Origin of the sequence: Streptomyces collinus, from assembly GCF_031348265.1 — a bacterium.
Classification (GTDB): Bacteria; Actinomycetota; Actinomycetes; order Streptomycetales; family Streptomycetaceae; genus Streptomyces; species Streptomyces collinus.
Map to the genome: position 1 here is coordinate 2,551,422 of NZ_CP133771.1, position 16,420 is coordinate 2,567,841.

The 16,420-nt window shown below is 72.2% G+C and carries 17 protein-coding genes, 1 other RNA gene and 1 pseudogene; 9 read left to right on the forward strand and 10 right to left on the reverse strand.

The features are described from left to right. Positions 1-195: 195 nt before the first annotated feature. The 3 genes from RFN52_RS11480 to RFN52_RS11490 are packed head-to-tail and all read left to right on the forward strand — an operon-like array spanning position 196 to position 2,344. Positions 196-648 carry a hypothetical protein gene (locus tag RFN52_RS11480; protein ID WP_311240934.1) on the forward strand — a complete coding sequence of 151 codons (453 nt, stop codon included), beginning with the start codon at positions 196-198 and terminating at the stop codon, positions 646-648. Further along, positions 645-2,033, forward strand: coding sequence for a hypothetical protein (locus RFN52_RS11485; protein ID WP_184845720.1), 1,389 nt, complete (start codon positions 645-647; stop codon positions 2,031-2,033). The genes RFN52_RS11480 and RFN52_RS11485 overlap by 4 nt, the downstream gene beginning before the upstream one ends. Beyond that, positions 2,033-2,344, forward strand: a complete 312-nt coding sequence (locus RFN52_RS11490) for a hypothetical protein (RefSeq protein ID WP_184845722.1) — start codon at positions 2,033-2,035, stop codon at positions 2,342-2,344. Before RFN52_RS11485 ends, RFN52_RS11490 begins: the two co-directional genes overlap by 1 nt. Positions 2,345-2,453: 109 nt before the next feature. Here RFN52_RS11490 and rnpB read toward each other — a convergent pair. From rnpB to RFN52_RS11505, 4 genes and pseudogenes are all read right to left on the reverse strand, one after another. Then, positions 2,454-2,859, reverse strand: an RNA gene (gene rnpB / locus RFN52_RS11495) — RNase P RNA component class A. A gap of 118 nt (positions 2,860-2,977) precedes the next feature. Next, positions 2,978-3,757, reverse strand: a pseudogene (locus RFN52_RS40060) (DMT family transporter); the annotation flags it as partial. A gap of 19 nt (positions 3,758-3,776) precedes the next feature. Next, positions 3,777-4,604 (reverse strand): AraC family transcriptional regulator, encoded by an 828-nt coding sequence (locus RFN52_RS11500; protein ID WP_184845724.1) that lies wholly within the window; start codon positions 4,602-4,604, stop codon positions 3,777-3,779. Between the two features lie 26 nt (positions 4,605-4,630). Beyond that, on the reverse strand, positions 4,631-5,209 hold the full coding sequence (locus tag RFN52_RS11505; protein WP_184845726.1) for a Uma2 family endonuclease: 579 nt from the start codon (positions 5,207-5,209) through the stop codon (positions 4,631-4,633). 163 nt (positions 5,210-5,372) lie between these two features. On the opposite strand from RFN52_RS11505, the gene RFN52_RS11510 reads away from it, so the two are divergent. From RFN52_RS11510 to eda, 4 genes are all read left to right on the forward strand, one after another. Beyond that, a complete protein-coding gene (locus RFN52_RS11510; RefSeq protein WP_184845728.1) occupies positions 5,373-6,128 on the forward strand; it encodes a MerR family transcriptional regulator in 756 nt (251 codons plus the stop codon). Continuing rightward, positions 6,125-6,703 carry a hypothetical protein gene (locus RFN52_RS11515; RefSeq protein WP_184845730.1) on the forward strand — a complete coding sequence of 193 codons (579 nt, stop codon included), beginning with the start codon at positions 6,125-6,127 and terminating at the stop codon, positions 6,701-6,703. Before RFN52_RS11510 ends, RFN52_RS11515 begins: the two co-directional genes overlap by 4 nt. A 53-nt stretch (positions 6,704-6,756) precedes the next feature. Further along, positions 6,757-7,539: a peroxide stress protein YaaA gene (gene yaaA, locus RFN52_RS11520; RefSeq protein WP_184845732.1), complete on the forward strand. Its 783-nt coding sequence runs from the start codon at positions 6,757-6,759 to the stop codon at positions 7,537-7,539. A 62-nt stretch (positions 7,540-7,601) separates the two neighbouring features. Continuing rightward, on the forward strand, positions 7,602-8,252 hold the full coding sequence (gene eda, locus RFN52_RS11525; RefSeq protein WP_184845734.1) for a bifunctional 4-hydroxy-2-oxoglutarate aldolase/2-dehydro-3-deoxy-phosphogluconate aldolase: 651 nt from the start codon (positions 7,602-7,604) through the stop codon (positions 8,250-8,252). Here eda and RFN52_RS11530 read toward each other — a convergent pair. Genes RFN52_RS11530 through RFN52_RS11545 form a run of 3 tightly spaced genes read right to left on the reverse strand, consistent with a single transcriptional unit; the run spans position 8,227 to position 11,656 of the window. Continuing rightward, positions 8,227-10,041 (reverse strand): bifunctional RNase H/acid phosphatase, encoded by a 1,815-nt coding sequence (locus RFN52_RS11530; protein ID WP_184845736.1) that lies wholly within the window; start codon positions 10,039-10,041, stop codon positions 8,227-8,229. The two genes, eda and RFN52_RS11530, sit on opposite strands and share 26 nt — an antisense overlap. A 20-nt stretch (positions 10,042-10,061) precedes the next feature. After that, on the reverse strand, positions 10,062-10,805 hold the full coding sequence (locus tag RFN52_RS11540) for a zinc ribbon domain-containing protein (protein ID WP_184853853.1): 744 nt from the start codon (positions 10,803-10,805) through the stop codon (positions 10,062-10,064). Next, positions 10,802-11,656, reverse strand: a complete 855-nt coding sequence (locus RFN52_RS11545; protein WP_033306038.1) for a Nif3-like dinuclear metal center hexameric protein — start codon at positions 11,654-11,656, stop codon at positions 10,802-10,804. The genes RFN52_RS11540 and RFN52_RS11545 overlap by 4 nt, the downstream gene beginning before the upstream one ends. Before the next feature lie 197 nt (positions 11,657-11,853). On the opposite strand from RFN52_RS11545, the gene RFN52_RS11550 reads away from it, so the two are divergent. Together RFN52_RS11550 and RFN52_RS11555 are read left to right on the forward strand one after the other, a co-directional pair. Then, positions 11,854-13,074: a hypothetical protein gene (locus RFN52_RS11550; protein ID WP_184845738.1), complete on the forward strand. Its 1,221-nt coding sequence runs from the start codon at positions 11,854-11,856 to the stop codon at positions 13,072-13,074. A gap of 97 nt (positions 13,075-13,171) precedes the next feature. Beyond that, on the forward strand, positions 13,172-13,339 hold the full coding sequence (locus RFN52_RS11555) for a hypothetical protein (RefSeq protein ID WP_184845741.1): 168 nt from the start codon (positions 13,172-13,174) through the stop codon (positions 13,337-13,339). 77 nt (positions 13,340-13,416) lie between these two features. Here RFN52_RS11555 and RFN52_RS11560 read toward each other — a convergent pair whose 3' ends face one another. From RFN52_RS11560 to chsH3, 3 genes are read right to left on the reverse strand one after another with little or no spacing between them, the layout of a single operon-like run. Beyond that, on the reverse strand, positions 13,417-14,361 hold the full coding sequence (locus RFN52_RS11560; RefSeq protein WP_184845743.1) for a 3-oxoacyl-ACP reductase: 945 nt from the start codon (positions 14,359-14,361) through the stop codon (positions 13,417-13,419). 11 nt (positions 14,362-14,372) lie between these two features. Further along, positions 14,373-15,449 carry a Zn-dependent alcohol dehydrogenase gene (locus RFN52_RS11565; protein ID WP_184845745.1) on the reverse strand — a complete coding sequence of 359 codons (1,077 nt, stop codon included), beginning with the start codon at positions 15,447-15,449 and terminating at the stop codon, positions 14,373-14,375. 32 nt (positions 15,450-15,481) lie between these two features. Further along, positions 15,482-16,339 (reverse strand): enoyl-CoA hydratase ChsH3, encoded by an 858-nt coding sequence (gene chsH3 / locus RFN52_RS11570; protein WP_184845747.1) that lies wholly within the window; start codon positions 16,337-16,339, stop codon positions 15,482-15,484. Between the last annotated feature and the right edge of the window lie 81 nt (positions 16,340-16,420).

Here is a 16,420-nt window from a genome sequence, read left to right on the forward strand (position 1 = left end):
GGCAATCGCCCGCGAGCGCGCAGGGAATGCCCTGCTCAGGGAGCGATCGCAGATTCAAAGCGGCCCTGGTTGTGCTCGACTGGCCAAGAGAGTGTGTGATCCGGCCCCCACGGGAAGCGGCAAGCTTTCGGTAGACACCCTCCAGTGGCATGATCGATTGACTGTTCGAGGTGACGGACTTGGAGGGGGAACAGGTTGTCTTTCGAAGAGGAGTGGGCCCAGCTGAAGGCCGACGCCCTGGCACGTCAGCAAACCGGTGTGCAGATCAATCAGTTGCCGGCAGACAGCGGCGGCGGCGGTGCCGTCTCCCCGGCTGCCGGCTCCCTGGTCGCCAAGGCCCAGTCGATCAATGGCAACGCGAATCTGCTGATCGAGATCGCGGGTTTTCTCCATGAGGGCCGGCCGGATGCCGAACTGACCACCATGGCCCGCGCACCCCGGGTGCCCGCGGACGTGGCCAAGCAGGTCGCACGGTTCGCGGGCTTCGCCGATGACCAGTACCTGGACGCGGTCGCCCTGTTCGCGGCGCTGTCCACTCGCCTGAGGACGGCCGGCAGCGACTTCGTGAAGATCGATGACGACACGGCTCAACACTTCCTCGACGACGTTCTGAAGTACGGGCAGTACGTCGCCCCGGAGGCGCGATGAGCAGCGGCATCAGCCACCGTAAGGACGTCGAGTTCCTGGAAGACTGCAACCCACCCCTCGTCGAACGGAACGCGGACGAGTTCAAGCGCCTGCACGACATGCTCGTGGCGGTTGACCCTTCCGCCGAGCGCGCCGAGAAGCACACCCAGTGGAAGAGCGAAGGCAGTCAGCACTACGAAGCCCGGCTCACCGAGGCCCGCAAGCTGATCGCGCAGCTTGCGGAAGGCTATGCCAAAGCGTCCGGCGCTCTGCGCAGCTACGCGTTCGCGCTGGAGGTCGCCAAGGCCCACTACTCCAACGGCAAGGCGAACGAGCAGTCCCTCGCGGAACTGATCCACACCAAGGGCACGGCGATCACCCGTGAGGCGCAGGAGGCGGAGCCGATGCGCCAGTGGGAGGACATGCGGGACACCACCGGGGTCATGGACTTCTTCGCCGAGCTGACCATGGATGTCGACGACATCCGCGACGACGCGAACCGGCTGCACGATGCCGCCGGTGGGGACTTCCACCTGGCGAAGACCACGGAGCACGAGGCGCGGGAGATCTGCGTGCACGAGCTCAAGCAGGCCTACGACCTGCTGCCGGACTTCCGGATGGGTTTCATCCAACGTGTCGACGTCGTCTCGGCGATCGCGGAGTTGCGGCGAGAGGCGGCCGAGGCGAGCACGAACCCGCTGATGCGGCTGCCCGGCAGCGGTCCCAAGGGGGACTACTACCCCACCGCCGGCGACGACATCGTGTCCCCGACCCTGCGAGACATTCGCCTCCAGATCGCCAACCTTCCTGGTGCGGAGGACAGTTACTGGAGTCCGCCGTCGACCGCACAGGACCGGGCCGACTGGATAGCGGCGAACAAGGAGATCATCAAGGCCGCGGCACGGAATTCGGGGTTGCCACCGGACATGGTCGCCGGTATCGCGTGGCAGGAGGTCGGCGGACAGCCCGGCATCCTGGACGACATGACCGACACCATCCGCGAACAGGCGGACTCTCCCCTGAGCCCGATCGCTCCCGAGAGCCTGCCGTGGCGCCTCGGCGGTGACCCGGACAACACGTCGATGGGCCCCATCGCCATCCAGGTGCGACGTGGCGCCGAGGTTCTCGGCTACGACCCCGAGCACCTCACCGATCAGCAGCGCGGCACGGTGGAAACAGCCTTGCAGGATCCTGCGCAGAACATCTTCATCGCTTCGGAGTACCTGGCCCAACTCAAGGCGGAGAGTGAGTTCGCCGCTGTGCCGGCCGAGGAGATGACACCAGCCCAGTACCAGGAACTCGCCGCGCGTTACAACGGCGGGCCGTACTGGGAGACCGACGACGCCCAGGACTACGGGCGTGGGTTCGCGAACAATCTGGACGAGGCAAGGAACGCACTGCGCTGATGACCAGCCCTTCCCACCTGGACGACGACCGCGGCTGCCTCCGTGTGGTCCTCGCTGTACCCCTCATCCTGCTCACCCTGATCGCCGCGTACTTCTGCTGGACGGCATTGACCATCACTCCGTCCGGTACCTGGGACGACGACGCGTACGCCGGAATCGTTCTGTCGTGCGTCGTCACCATCGCCGCCGCCGTAGCCGCGGCGGCGCTGTGGCTGGTGCCTTCGGTGCGGAGGACCATGCCGTGGTGGTGGATATTCCCCGCTCTGCTGTTGGCCGTGGTTGCAGGAGCGCGATGGGCCGTGGGCGGCTAGGTCCAGCCACCGTCGCGTGTCACATCGACCGACAACACGTCCGCCCAAGGTGACGCCACCTGGACATGCCCCGACAACAGGCAGCCGACACCCGCACCGATGCTAGCGGCAGACGAGTCGGGCTGTACGCCGGGTTCTGTTCCCCGGTTCCCTCGCGGGAGCCGGGGCGACGGCCATCCATCTAGGGCCGGCGTTGCCACCGGCCTCGTGCGGTCTACCCGCGGACTCGGGCGGGCAGCCCTCGATCGTCCGCGCAGGAGCACCGAGGTGCTCCCTTTTGACCTTGCTCCGGGTGGGGTTTACCTAGCTGCCTGAGTCACCTCAAGCACTGGTGGTCTCTTACACCACCGTTTCACCCTTACCGAGGACCGAGGTCCCCGGCGGTCTGCTTTCTGTGGCACTGTCCCGCGGGTCACCCCGGGTGGCCGTTAGCCACCACCCTGCCCTGTGGAGCCCGGACGTTCCTCGGGAAGCTCCCCGTCAGGGGGACTCCACGCGGCCGTCCGCCCGGCTCGTCTGCCGTGTCGACCATGGTACCCGGCGGATGCCCCGCTTCGGCGCCGCGGCCGCCGTGGCCAGTACCGAGCCCGCCAGGATCAGGGTGAAGGCGACGCCGATGCCGAGGGTCAGCTTCTCGTCCAGGAAGAGCGCGCCCGCGGCGACCGCCACCGCCGGGTTGACGTAGGTGATCACGCCGGCCCGGGTCGGGCCGACCTCCTTGATCAGCTCCAGGAAGGCCACGAACGCGATCGCGGTGCAGACGACGCCCAGGCCGGCGAGGGCTGCCAGGACCTCGCCCGACGGCATGGTGGCGGGCCTGGTCAGGAAGGCCGCTGGGGCGTAGACGACGGCGGCGAGCGTGAGGCACGGGGTGATCAGCTGGAGGGTCGGGACGTCCTTGAGGTACCGGGCTGCTATCAGCGGGGCCGTGGCGTAGCCGACGACCGTCACCAGCACCTCGGCCATCGACAGGGCGTCGCCGCCGGTGAGGTGCGGCAGCGTCAGGACGGTGACGCCCGCGAGGCCGAGGGCCAGGCCCGCGATGCGGCGGGTGCCAACCCGCTCCCCCGCGCCGAAGAAGCGGGCCAGGAGGAGGGCGACGATCGGCACGCCCGCGATGAGGAGTCCGGCGGTGGAGCTGGACAGGTGGCGTTCGGCGTCGGTCAGGGTCCACCAGGGGCCGATGATCTCGATGACGGCGAAGGCCAGCATCGGCTTCCAGTGGGTCCGGACGGTACGGCCGAAGCCGCCCTGGCGCAGGGCGAAGGGAAGCAGGAGAGCGGCGCCGAGGGCGCAGCGTGCGAACACCACCATGGACGGGGACAGTTCGTCCACCGCCACCTTGATCATCAGGTAGGGGACGCCCCAGATCACTCCCATGAGGGAGAACAGGAACCAGCCGCGTGCAGTCATGCGACGAGTCTCGGCCGTGTCACCCCCTGGTGTCTTGAACGCTGTTGCGGTACGCCGCCGGGGTCACCCCCAGCACCCGGCGGAACCAGCGGGTGAGGTGCGCCTGGTCGGCGAAGCCGACGAGGCCGGCGACCTCGGCGGGGCGCAGTCCGGCTTCCAGGAGGCCGCGGGCCCTGGCCACCCGGTGCTGGGCGAGCCAGGCGTACGGCGGCACACCCATCGTCGTGCGGAAGGCGCGGAGCAGTTGGTAGCGGGACATGCCCAGGTCCGTGGCGAGCAGAGCCAGGGAGGGAGGGTCCAGCAGCTCGTCGGCCAGGCGGTCGCGTACGGTCCTGGCGATGCCGTCGGCCCCGGCCACGGTGTCGCTCGTCGCCCGGGCCGTGGAGTGGCGGCGGGCCAGGGCCGTGAGCAGCCAGGGCAGCCGGGACTCGGCCTCCAGGGGGTCGGGGCAGGCGCTGATGTCGGTGTGGGCGGCGCGCAGGGCCGCCGCCAGCTCCGGGTCGTGGAGGACGGGGTCGCGGAAGTGCGGGAGGCCGCCGAGGGTGCCGTCGGTGAGCAGGGCCGGTTCGGCGTAGAGGGCCTGGTAGGCGTAGCCGTCGCAGGCGGCCGGGCCGCCGGTGTGCATCTCGCCGGGCTCCAGGACGACGATCGAGCCGGGGTAGGAGTGGATGTGACCGCCCCGGTACGCGATGACCTCCGAGCCGCCGACCGTGACACCGATGGTGAATTCGTCGTGGGCGTGGGGCGCGTAGACGTGGCTGTCGAAGTGGGCGGTGAGGAGGTCCAGGGGCGGGCCGGACCGGCCCAGGCGTGCCCTGGTCCAGCTGGCCTGTTCTCGTATCCCCATGTGGCCCACCCCCGCCCCACAGGGGATCAGAGGAGGTCGGCCGTGTCCAGGTCGAAGGCGAACGGTTCGGGAAGCGTGACGGACTTGCCGAAGGGGCGGGCGCAGTGCTCGCGGTAGTCGTCGTCCTTGGGCTCGCTGAACACCGTGACCTGAGCGGTGTCCCGGTCCAAGAGCAGATAGAGCGGGATGCCCGCGCGGGCGTAGCAGCGGCGTTTGGCCTCGCGGTCGGCCTGCGGCTTGGTGGAGGTCACCTCCATCACCATGGCGACGCCGTCGCAGGGCATCCAGGAGTCGGCTCCGCCGAACAAGTCGCGCTCGATGGGCCCGAAGGTGACGTCCGGAACCAGGTGATTCTTGGGGCAGGCACCCCCGCTCCTCAGCTTCAGCCCTTTGTTCCCGGAGAAGTCCATGTCGGTCTGGGAGCGCCTGATCACTTGCCTCACGATCCGGCTGATGTACTTCTCGTGATCCCCGTCCGGCGGCGGCGTCACAACGATCTCCCCCTCGATCAGCTCTGCCCGGAAACCCTCTGGGGTGTCCAGGGCGAGGAAGCCCTCCAGCAGGACGTCTTCCTGCGAGAGCGGCTCGTGGGCCATGGCAGTCATGTCACGCCCCTCCTTCTGTCGCCCGCCAGACTGGGACATCGCCGAACCACCCGCCGTGAGATCGGGAACCGTTCCCTCGATCGTGGCACACGATCACGGCCCCCGTCAGAAGGCCGGACGGCTCGCTTGACCCTGCCGCAACGTCAACGTCTTCACTGGTGGCATGCGGATCGGAGAACTCGCCGCGGTCGTCGGCGTCACCACGCGGGCCGTGCGGCACTACCACCATCTGGGGCTGTTGCCCGAGCCCGAGCGGCGGGCCAACGGGTACCGGGAGTACGGGTTGCGGCATGCCGTCGTGCTGGCGCGGATCCGGCGGATGACCGAGCTGGGGCTGGGGCTCGCGGAGGTGCGGGACGTGCTCGCGGACGACGCCGGGAAGGATCTCGTCGAGGTGCTGACCGAGCTGGACGAGGATCTGGCGCGGCAGGAGGAGGCGCTCCGGGAGCGGCGGGCGCGGTTGCGGTCGCTGCTGGACGCGGAGGGCGGGGTGCCCGCCGAGGGGCCCGTGTCGCCCGAGCTGGCCGCGCTGTTCGCCGGGACCGCGCATCTGTCGGACTCGCCCATGGCCGCCAAGGACCGCGAGATCATCGCGTTCCTGGAGACCGCCGTCCCGGCGGAGGCCCGGGAGCAGATGGTGTCCTCGATCGGGGAGGCGCTGGGGAGCCCGGGGGCCGTGGCGCGGGCCGGCGAGGCCTACGCGCTGCTCGACGCGCTGGCCGGTGCCGGCCCCGATGACCCGCGCGTCGACGAGGCGGCCCGGGCACTCGCCGGCTGCATCCCGCCGGGGCTGTTCCCGGAGGCCGGGGAGCTCGACCAGGACAACGGTTTCCTGCGCGCGTTCTACGACGATCTCTCCCCGGCCCAGGCAGAGGTCATCCGCCGTGCACTGCGGATCCTCACCGAGGAGCGGCGATGAGGGTCGGAGGGCTGCTGGTGCGGCACGAGGTGCGGTTGCTCGTGAGTCTCGCCCTGTGGGTGGCGCGGCGTACGCACGGGACGGGCGGGGGCCGGGCCTTCGGGTACGCGGGCGGGCAGGGGGCGATGACGGCCGGGTTCGCGTTCGTGTGCCTGGTCGAGACGGTCGCGCTGTCCGTGCTGCTGCGCGACTGGCCGGCCGTGCACGCGGCGGTTCTCTTCCTGGACGTGTACACGATCGTGTTCGTCGTCGCGCTGCACGCCTCGTCCGTCGTACGTCCGCATGTGCTGCATGTGGAGCGCGGCTCGTTGCGGATACGGCGGTGCGTCCATGTCGACCTGTGCGTGCCGCTGGAGCGGATCGCCTCCGTGCGGCGTGAGCTGCGGATGACCCACGAGCGGGCCGACGGCGAGCTGAACGTCGAGGTCGGCTCGCAGACCACCGTGACGCTCGAACTGACGGAGCCCGTCACGCACGTCACCTTCCTCGGTCGGCGCCGCGAGGTGCGGGTCGTCCGTTTCCACGCCGACGACGCCGACGGGCTCGTGCGTGCCCTCGGCCGGGCGCGCGTCTGAGCTCCCCGTACACCCCCGTACGCTGTCGGCGGAGTTCGATCGAAGGAGTACGCGTGCTTGTCCTGCTGCCGCCGTCCGAAGGAAAGGCATCGTCCGGTCGTGGTGCGCCGCTGAAGCCGGAGTCGCTGTCGCTGCCGGGGCTCTCCGGAGCCAGGGAGGCCGTCCTCACCGAGCTGGTCGAGTTGTGCGCGGGTGACGAGGACAAGGCACGTGAGGTGCTGGGGCTGAGCGAGGGGCTGCGGGGCGAGGTCGCGAAGAACGCGGAGCTGCGGACCGCGGGCGCCCGGCCGGCCGGGGAGATCTACACCGGCGTGCTCTACGACTCCCTCGGCCTGGCCTCCCTCGACCCGGCCGCCAAGCGCAGGGCCGCGCGGTCACTGCTCGTGTTCTCCGGGTTGTGGGGTGCCGTGCGGGTGACGGACCGGATTCCGTCCTACCGGTGCTCGATGGGCGTGAAGCTGCCGGGGCTCGGGGCGCTGGGCGCGCACTGGCGGACGCCGATGGCGTCGGTGCTGCCGGAGGTGGCCGGGAGCGGGCTGGTGCTGGATCTGCGGTCCGCCGCGTACGCAGCCGCCTGGAAGCCGAAGGGTGAGGTCGCCGGGCGTACGGCGTCCGTGCGGGTGCTGCACGCGCCGACGCGGAAGGTGGTCAGCCACTTCAACAAGGCGACGAAGGGGCGGATCGTGCGCAGTCTGCTGACCGCCGGGGCCGACCCGAAGGGCCCGGCCGAGCTGGTGGAGACGCTCAAGGATCTCGGGTACGTCGTGGAGGCGCAGGCGCCCGCGAAGGCGGGGCAGGCGTGGTCGCTGGACGTGCTGGTGGACGAGGTGCACTAACGCGCGTTGCACCCTACGCAATGACCTTTGCGCAGCCTGCATGTCGACGGCAGGATGACGCCATGGCCTCCCCTCCCCTGCCCGCTTCCGTGCTGGACCTCGCGCCCGTCGTCCCCGTCGTCGTCATCGAGGACGTCGGCGACGCCGTACCGCTGGCGCGGGCGCTGGTCGCGGGCGGGCTGCCCGCGATCGAGGTGACGTTGCGGACGCCCGCGGCTCTGGAGGCGATCCGGGAGATCGCCCGGGAGGTGCCCGGGGCGGTGGTCGGGGCCGGGACGGTGATCCGTCCCGGGCAGGTCGCGGAGGCGGTGGCCGCGGGCTCCCGCTTCCTGGTCAGTCCCGGCTGGACGGACGTCCTGCTGGAGGCGATGCGGGCGTCCGGGGTGCCGTTCCTGCCGGGGGTGTCGACCGCGTCCGAGGTCGTGGCGCTGCTGGAGCGCGGGGTGCGGGAGATGAAGTTCTTCCCGGCGCAGGCCGCGGGCGGTACGGCGTATCTGAGATCGCTGTCGGGTCCGTTGCCGCAGGCGCGGTTCTGCCCGACGGGCGGGATCGGCCCGGACTCCGCCCCGGACTATCTGACCCTGCCCAACGTGGGCTGTGTGGGCGGGAGCTGGATGCTGCCGCAGGATGCCGTCGCCGCCCAGGACTGGGGCCGTGTCGAGACGCTGGCCCGTGCGGCCTCCGCGCTCAGCGCAGGTGGGACGTGTCGTTGAGGAGGCGGACGCTGGCATTGCCGTCCGCGTAGTACGCGACGACCGACAGGGACGCGGCCGACAGTTCCATGCGGAACAGGGACTCCGGCGGGGCGCCCAGGGCGAGCCGGACGAGCGTCTTGATCGGGGTCACGTGCGTGACGAGCAGGACCGTTCGGCCCGCGTGGGCCGCGACCAGCCTGTCGCGGGTGGCGGCGAGCCGGGTGGCCGTCGCCGCGAAGCTCTCGCCGCCGCCGGTGGGTTCGGCGTCCGGGGAGGCCAGCCAGGCGTTCAGGTCGTCGGGGTGGCGCTCGCGCACCTCGGCGAAGGTGAGCCCCTCCCAGGCGCCGAAGTCGGTCTCGCGCAGCCCGTCGTCGATGCCGACGTCGAGCCCGAGCCGGGCGGCGACGATCCCGGCGGTCTCCCGCGTCCGGGCGAGCGGCGACGACACGACCGCCTGAATGGTGCCCCGCCGGGCCAGCATCGCGGCGGCCCGCTCGGCCTGCTCACGGCCGGTGCCGGACAGGGAGGGGTCGGTTCCGCCACTGCCGGAGAACCGCTTCTGGGGCGTCAACGGCGTCTCGCCGTGCCGGAGCAGGACGAAGGTGGCGGGGGCACCCATGTCGGCGGGAGCCCAGCCGGGCGTGGCGACGGCCTGGGCGGCCCGGGAGTCGGCGTCGGCGTTCTCGGCGAGTGCCCCGGCCTTCGCGACGCGGGCGTCGGAGGCGGCTTCGGCGGCAGAGGAGTCCGCCGTCACGGCAGGGCCGTCGGCGGGGCCCTCGGCCTTGACCGCACGGGCATCGGCGGGGCCCTCGGCCTGGACCGCACCGCCGTCGGCCGGGCCCTCAGCCTTGACCGCGCGGGCGTCGGCCGGGCCCTCAGCCTTGACCGCGCGGGCGTCGGCGTCAGCCTTGGCGGCACCGCCACCCGCGACGGCCCCCGCGGCAGGGGCGTCCGCCGTCACGGCGTGACCACCGGCGGCAGACCCGGCCTTCGCAGCACGGACATCGGCCTGGGCCCTCGCGATGCCGCCCTGCGCGACGGCCTGCGCGGCACGCGCATCGGCGGCAGCCTCCGCCGGGCGGACGGCAGCCCCGGGCCTGCCGGTCTCCGCGTCCGCTTCAGCCTGCGACGCGGCGGTTCGTGCCGCGTCGCCTCCGCCCGACGGGCCGGCCGCCTCAGGGGCGTGAGGAGGCGCGGCGTCCGCCCCCGGGCCGGTCGGCGCGGCGGCGGCACGGCCCGCCGCCAGAGCCCCGCGCACCCGTGCCGCACCCGCCACCGCGTCACCGGGCGGGCCGTGGGACGCGGCGGCCTCGGCGCGCCCGGCACCCCAAGTGCCCCCGGCACCCCCGGCAGCCGCATCCAGCTCCGCCGTCGACGCCGGCTCCGACCACCGCTCGCCCCTGGCCCCGGCATCCATCGCCTCGTTGGCCAGCCGGTCCGCGTGCTTGTTCTGCGCCCTCGGCATCCACTCGTACGTGACCTGCCCGGGCGGGAAGACCCGGGACGCCTGCGTCGCCAGTGGCTTCATGTCGGGGTGCTTGATCTTCCAGCGGCCCGACATCTGCTCGATGACGAGCTTGGAGTCCATCCGGACGTGGACCGTCGCGTCAGGGTCCAGTTCCCGGGCGGCGAGCAGGCCGGCGAGGAGGCCGCGGTACTCGGCGACGTTGTTCGTGGCGACGCCGATGTACTCGGCGGTCTCCCGCAGGGTCTCCCCCGTCGCCGCGTCGCTGACCACGGCCCCGTAGCCGGCCGGCCCCGGGTTGCCCCGTGAGCCGCCGTCGGCCTCGACGATGAACTCCCGCACCGGAAGGGCTCCCTGAAGGCCTAGAGACCGGACTCGGACGTGCGCACCAGGATGCGGCGGCAGTTCTCGCAGCGGACGACCGTGTCGGGCGCCGCCTTGCGGATCTCGGCCAGCTCGGTGATGGCGAGCTCCTGCCGGCAGCCCTGGCAGCTGCGCGCGTACAGCTTCGCCGCGCCGACGCCGCCCTGCTGCCCGCGCAGCTTGTCGTAGAGCTTCAGCAGGTCTTCGGGGATCGAACCGGCGACGACCTCGCGCTCCTTGGTGACCGTGGCGACCTCGCCGTCGATCTGCTCGAAGGCCGCGTCGCGGCGCGCGGTCGCGTCGTCGATCTTCGACTGGACGGAGGTGACGCGCTCGGTCAGCTCCGCGACCCGCTCCTGGGCGGACTCGCGGCGCTCCATGACCTCCAGCACCACGTCCTCCAGATCGCCCTGCCGCTTGGCGAGGGAGGTGATCTCGCGCTGGAGGTTCTCCAGGTCCTTGGGGGAGGTGACGGCACCCGAGTCGAGGCGCTGCTGGTCGCGGGCGGCGCGCTGGCGCACCTGGTCCACGTCCTGCTCGGCCTTGGTCTGCTCGCGGGCGGTGTCGCTCTCCTCGGTCTGCGCGGCCACGAGCAGGTCGCGCAGCTGGGTGTGGTCCTTGGTCAGCGACTCGATCTCGGCGTGCTCGGGCAGCGACTTGCGCTTGTGCGCGAGCTGCTGGAGGCGGACGTCGAGGTCCTGGACGTCGAGGAGTCGGATCTGGTCGGCGGGCGCGGCGTTCAGTTCGGGGCTCCAAGGGGATCGGAAGTGGCGGAGGCCGCGTGCGCGGTCCAGGGGTCGGTGACCGTCTTCGAGACGTGGACGCGCAGGTCCCATCCGTGCCGGTCCGAGATCTCGTCGAGCTGGCTCGCGGCCAGCTCGCACCAGGGCCACTCGGTGGCCCAGTGCGCCGCGTCGAGCAGCGCGAGGGGGCTGTGGGCGCGGGCCTCCGACACCGGGTGGTGGCGCAGGTCTGCGGTGAGGAAGGCGTCGACGCCGGCCGCGCGTACGTGGTCGAAGAGGCTGTCGCCGGAGCCGCCGCTGACGGCGACCGTGCGTACGGGTGCCTCGGGGTCGCCGGCGACGCGGATGCCCTGCGCGGTGGCGGGCAGCCGCTCGGCGGCGCGGGCGGCGAACTCTCGGACGGTCAGCGGGTGGTCCAGCGCGCAGAGCCGGCCGAGGCCGCGGCGGCCCTCGGGGTCGGTGGGGTCGGGCACGAGCGGCCCGGTGACGCGTAGGTCCAGCGCGCCGGCGAGGGCGTCGGAGACACCCGGGTCGGCGGTGTCGGCGTTGGTATGGGCGACGTGCAGCGCGATGTCGTTCTTGATGAGGGTGTGGACGACACGGCCCTTGAAGTGCGTCGCCGCGACCGTCGTCGTGCCGCGCAGGTAGAGCGGGTGGTGGGTGACGAGCAGGTCGGCGCCCAGTTTCACCGCCTCGTCGACGATCTCCTGGACCGGGTCGACGGCGAACAGGACGCGCGTGACCTCCTGGTCCGGGTCGCCCGCGACGGTGCCGACCGCGTCCCAGGACTCGGCCCGCTCGGCGGGCCACAGGGTCTCCAGCGCGGCGATGACTTCAGACAGACGGGGCACGGGAGCAAGGCTACCCGCCTGATCTGTGGCGTTGCACCGCCACCGCCCGCTCCCGGCACCCCTGGCCCCGCTCAGCACAATTGCCCCCCTTCCCTCAGGCGAATCGTTCCTGGAACACCCTTATGTGTGAAGTCCGCGGCAGTGGAATTCGCCGCCCGTGTGCGAAAACTACGTTCGTCACTGGAGGTGACCGAACGATGACGGTCTGTGCGATCGAGCCTTCGGTGCGACACGACGACGCGGACGAGGACGAGAGGTGGTCCCGGCCCGCAGGCTGCACGCTCACCGCGGACGGCGCCTACGGCGCGCGTCTCGCGTCGGCCGGCGACTCCTGGTTCCCGGAGCGCTGGACCCTGGACGGCCATGAGCCGTACGCGGTGCCCCTGCCGCGCAACCAGCCGGAGGAGCCCGGCACCGAGGTGCAGCCGATGGGCGACGGCCGGGTCCTCATCCACCGCGTGGTGGCCGGGCGGCACGCCTTCGCGCTGCTGTACCCGACCGGGCCCGGCACCGGCGAGCTGCCCCTGGGCGGGGTCCAGTGCCGGGACGAGACCGCCCGGCTGCGGCTGCTGCCGCCCGCCCCGGGCGGCGAGCGGGCCTACGCCCTCGCCGTCGGGCCGCGTACGACCTCGGTGTGGCTGGTGGCGGGCGGCGCCTTCGGGCCCGAACGGCTGGCCGAGCTGCCGGGCCGCTGCTCGGGCGGGGTCTGGCTGGACCGGACGGCGCGGCTGCTGGCGCTGGACCAGGAGGCCAGGGGCCGCGTCAAGACCGTCGTGGTGGACCTGGAGTGCGGCGAGGTGTCGCCGCTGCTCCAGATCGCCGCGGAGAGCGACGACCGGCTGCTGCTCGCCGACCACGACAGCGGGCTGCTGATCGTCCGCTCGGACGCGCCCTCACCGGGGCAGGCCCGGCTGGGCTGGGGCGTCCTCGGCAGCACACTGCCGGTGCGCTTCCCGGAGTGCCTGCGGGTGCGGGACTGCTCCGTCACGCCGTTCGCGATCCAGCCGGGGCAGGTGCTGACGCCGGAGAGCTGCGCGGTGGCGCTGCGGGTGGACGGGCCGCGGGGCAGCTGGGTGGGGGTCTGGCGGCCCGCCGAGCGGCGGGTGCACCATCTCCGGGCGCCCGAGGGGTGGCTGGCGGGTACGGGCCTGTGGACGCCGGAGGGGGTGCTGCGGCTGCCGTACGCGACGCAGGCCGTGCCGTGCGGGGTGGCGCGGGTGAGTCCGCCGCCGGCCGCCGTACCGGAGTCCGGGGTGGCGACGGCACCGCTTCCGGAGCCCGAATCGGCGGCCCCGCCCGCGGAACACTCCGCACAGTCCGCGGAAGCATCGGCTCAGCCCGCCGAGCCTCCGGCGCCCTCCGCTCCACGCCCTGTGCCCCTTCAGGAAGCGCCGTTGGGACGCCTTGTAACGAACTAGTGCCGGTTGGCGTGGCTGCCTGGATCCGAGGTCAGGAGGGCCGGTTAGACTCACCCGGCTGTAAAAAAGATCATGTTGACGGGGTGAATTCCATCCGATGAGTGACGCCAGCACGAACCAGCCGCGCAATGCCGACGTCCAGCAGTCCTCCACCGGCCCCGGCCGGCACCGTGGAGAGGTCTCCACGCAGGACGGCGAGACGGCTCCGCGCGGACGTCACCGCAAGCCGGTGGCGGAGACCGAACAGGCCGTGACTGCGGCCTGACGGCACGCCGGTCACCAGACGGCGAACGGCCCTTCCCGCCACAAGCGGGGAGGGCCGTTCCGTGCTTTCGGTATCTCTCACCCTCGTTTCAGGCCCAGCACCTCCGCCGCCGCGAAGGTCTCCCCGGCCGGACGGTCCGCGTAGTACGGCCCGAGGACGGCCTCCAGTTCGTCGTAGGTGAAGGCGTCCTGCTTGCTGTCGAACTTCGCGGAGACCCGGGGCCGTTCGACGACGGCGACCATCCCGCCGTGCACCACGAGGAGCTGCCCGTTGACGTGGGCGGCGCCGGGCGAGGCCAGATAGCCGACCAGCGGGGCGACGTGCTCGGGGGCGAGCGGGTCGAGGCCGGTGCCGGAGGGCTGCTCGACGCCCGCGAAGACGTCCTCGGTCATGCGGGTGCGGGCGCGGGGGCAGATGGCGTTGGCGGTGACGCCGTACTTGCCGAGGGCGAGGGCGGTGGAGGTGGTGAGGCCGACGATGCCGCCCTTGGCCGCCGCGTAGTTGGGCTGCCCGGCGGAACCGGCGAGGAAAGCCTCCGAGGAGGTGTTCACGATGCGCCCGTACACCGGCTCCCCGGCGCGCTTGGAGCGCTCCCGCCAGTGCGCGGCGGCGAACCGGGTGGTGTTGAAGTGGCCCTTGAGGTGCACGCGGAGGACGGAGTCCCACTCCTCCTCGGCCATCGAGAAGACCATGCGGTCGCGCAGGATGCCAGCGTTGTTGACCAGGATGTCGAGCCTGCCGAACGCGGCGACGGCCGACTCGACGAGCGTGCGCGCCTGTGTGAAGTCGGAGACGTCGCCGGTGTGCGCGAGGGCGGTGCCGCCCGCCGCGCGGATCTCGGCGGCGACCTCCTCGGCGGGCCCCGCGCAGGCCTCGCCCGTGCCGTCGCGGCCGGGCTGCCCGTAGTCGTTGACGACCACGGCGGCACCGAGCCGGGCGAGTTCCAGCGCCTCGGCCCGGCCGAGTCCGCGGCCCGCGCCCGTGACGATCGCGGACAGTCCCTGGAGCGGCAGCAGCGGCATGGGGTGAGTCCTCACATCTCGATGCACGTACGCAGGGCGGTCCCGGTCCGCATCTGGTCGAGTGCCTCGTTGACGTCGGCGAACGGGACCCGGTGGGTGATCAGGCCGGCGAGGTCGATGCGGCCCGCGCGCCACAGGGCGATGGTGCGTTCGTAGGAGCGCAGCACGTCACCGCCGCCGTACAGGGAGGGCAGGATCCGCTTCTCGTCGAAGAACAGCTCGAACATGTTGAGCTGGAGGAAGTCGTCCATGGCTCCGGCGCCGACCACCACGAGGGTGCCGCCGCGCCGGGTGTTGTCGTAGGCGGTGCGTGCCGTGGCGGACTTGCCGACGACCTCGAAGACGTGATCGAAGCCCTCGCCGGCGGTGATCTGCTGCTTGGCGTCGGGCAGTTCGTCGGGGGAGACGGCCTGGGTGGCGCCGAAGCGGAGGGCCGCCTCGCGGCGCGAGGGCACCGGGTCCACGGCGACGATCTCCGCGGCGCCCTGGAGCCGGGCGCCCTGGATCACGGAGATGCCGACGCCCCCGCAGCCGATGACCGCCACCGACGAACCGGCTTCCAGGTCCGCCGTGTTGAGCGCGGCGCCGAGGCCGGTGGTCACCCCGCAGCCGATGAGGGCGGCGATGTCGAAGGGCACGTCGTCGGGTATGGGCACCGCGCAGCCGGCGTCGACGACGACCTCCTCGGTGAAGGTGCCGGTGCCGGCGAAGCCGAAGACGTCCCCGCCGGGGCGCTTGAAGTTGGGGGTGCCCGCGTTCATGAACCCGGCCAGGCACAGCTCGGTCTGGCCGCGCTTGCAGGCGGGGCAGGAGCCGCAGGCGGGCAGCCAGCACACGACGACCCGGTCACCGGCCTTCAGATGACGCACACCCTCGCCGACTTCGAGGATCTCCCCCGCCCCCTCGTGCCCGGGGACGAAGGGCGCGGGCTGCGGGAGCACCCCGCTCATCGCGGACAGGTCCGAGTGGCACAGCCCCGTGGCGCGCACCCGGATCCTCACCCTGCCGGGCCCGAACCCCACCGCCTCGACGTCGTCGAGGACCTCCAGTTTGTCCTGGCCGATCTCGTGCAGTACGGCTGCGCGCATGGTGCGGGCTCCCCTCGTACGGCGTTCTGGAGTCAGGTGTGTTCGACGACGGTGTCGGCGAGGACGGGCGCGTCGGCCCTCTCCACGGCGCTGACGGCGACCCGGGTGGATCCGGGTGTGTGCCACATGCGGATCCGCAGGGTCTCCCCCGGGTACACGACCCCGGCGAAGCGGGTGGCGTAGGACCGCACCCGGGTGACGTCCCCGCCGAGCAGTGTGTCGACGACGGCCTTGAGCGTGATGCCGTAGGTGCACAGGCCGTGCAGGATGGGCCGTTCGAATCCGGCGACCTTGGCGAACTCCGGGTCGGCGTGCAGCGGGTTCCAGTCGCCGGAGAGGCGGTAGAGCAGGGCCTGGTCGTCGCGGACGGGCCGCTCGACGGTCCGGCCGGGTTCGCCGGTGGGCGGTTCGAGGCGGGCGGAGGGGCCGCGGTCGCCGCCCCAGCCGCCCTCGCCGCGGATGAAGATCTGGGCGTCGTTGGTCCACAACGGGCCCTCGGTGTCGGCGACTTCGGTGCGCAGCACGAGGACGGCCGCCGTGCCCTTGTCGTACACGGCGGCGATCCGGTGGGTGGCGGTGGCGGTGCCCGTCGCCGGGATGGGCCGGTGGACGAGGAGGCTCTGGCCGCCGTGCAGGACGCGGGCCAGCTCGACCTCGATGCCGGGCATGGACAGGCCGCCGGTCACGCCGGGTTTGCCGGCGCCGGCGACGGTGGCGAAGCTCGGCAGGACGTGCAGCCGGGACTCCAGGGTGTAGCGCAGCTCGTCGGGGTCGGTGGCGGGGCTGCCCGCGCCGATGCCGAGGTGGTAGAGCTGCACGTCCTTGTGGTCCCAGGAGATCTCGCCGGTCCGGGGGCCGGCGGCGAGCGCCTTGGCTGCGTCGATGGGCATGGGGCTCCTGATCGCCGGAGGAAGGACCTCGGTACGGCCGTCCGCACCGTCGGCCGCACCGAGGCCGTCTGGGCCGGACCG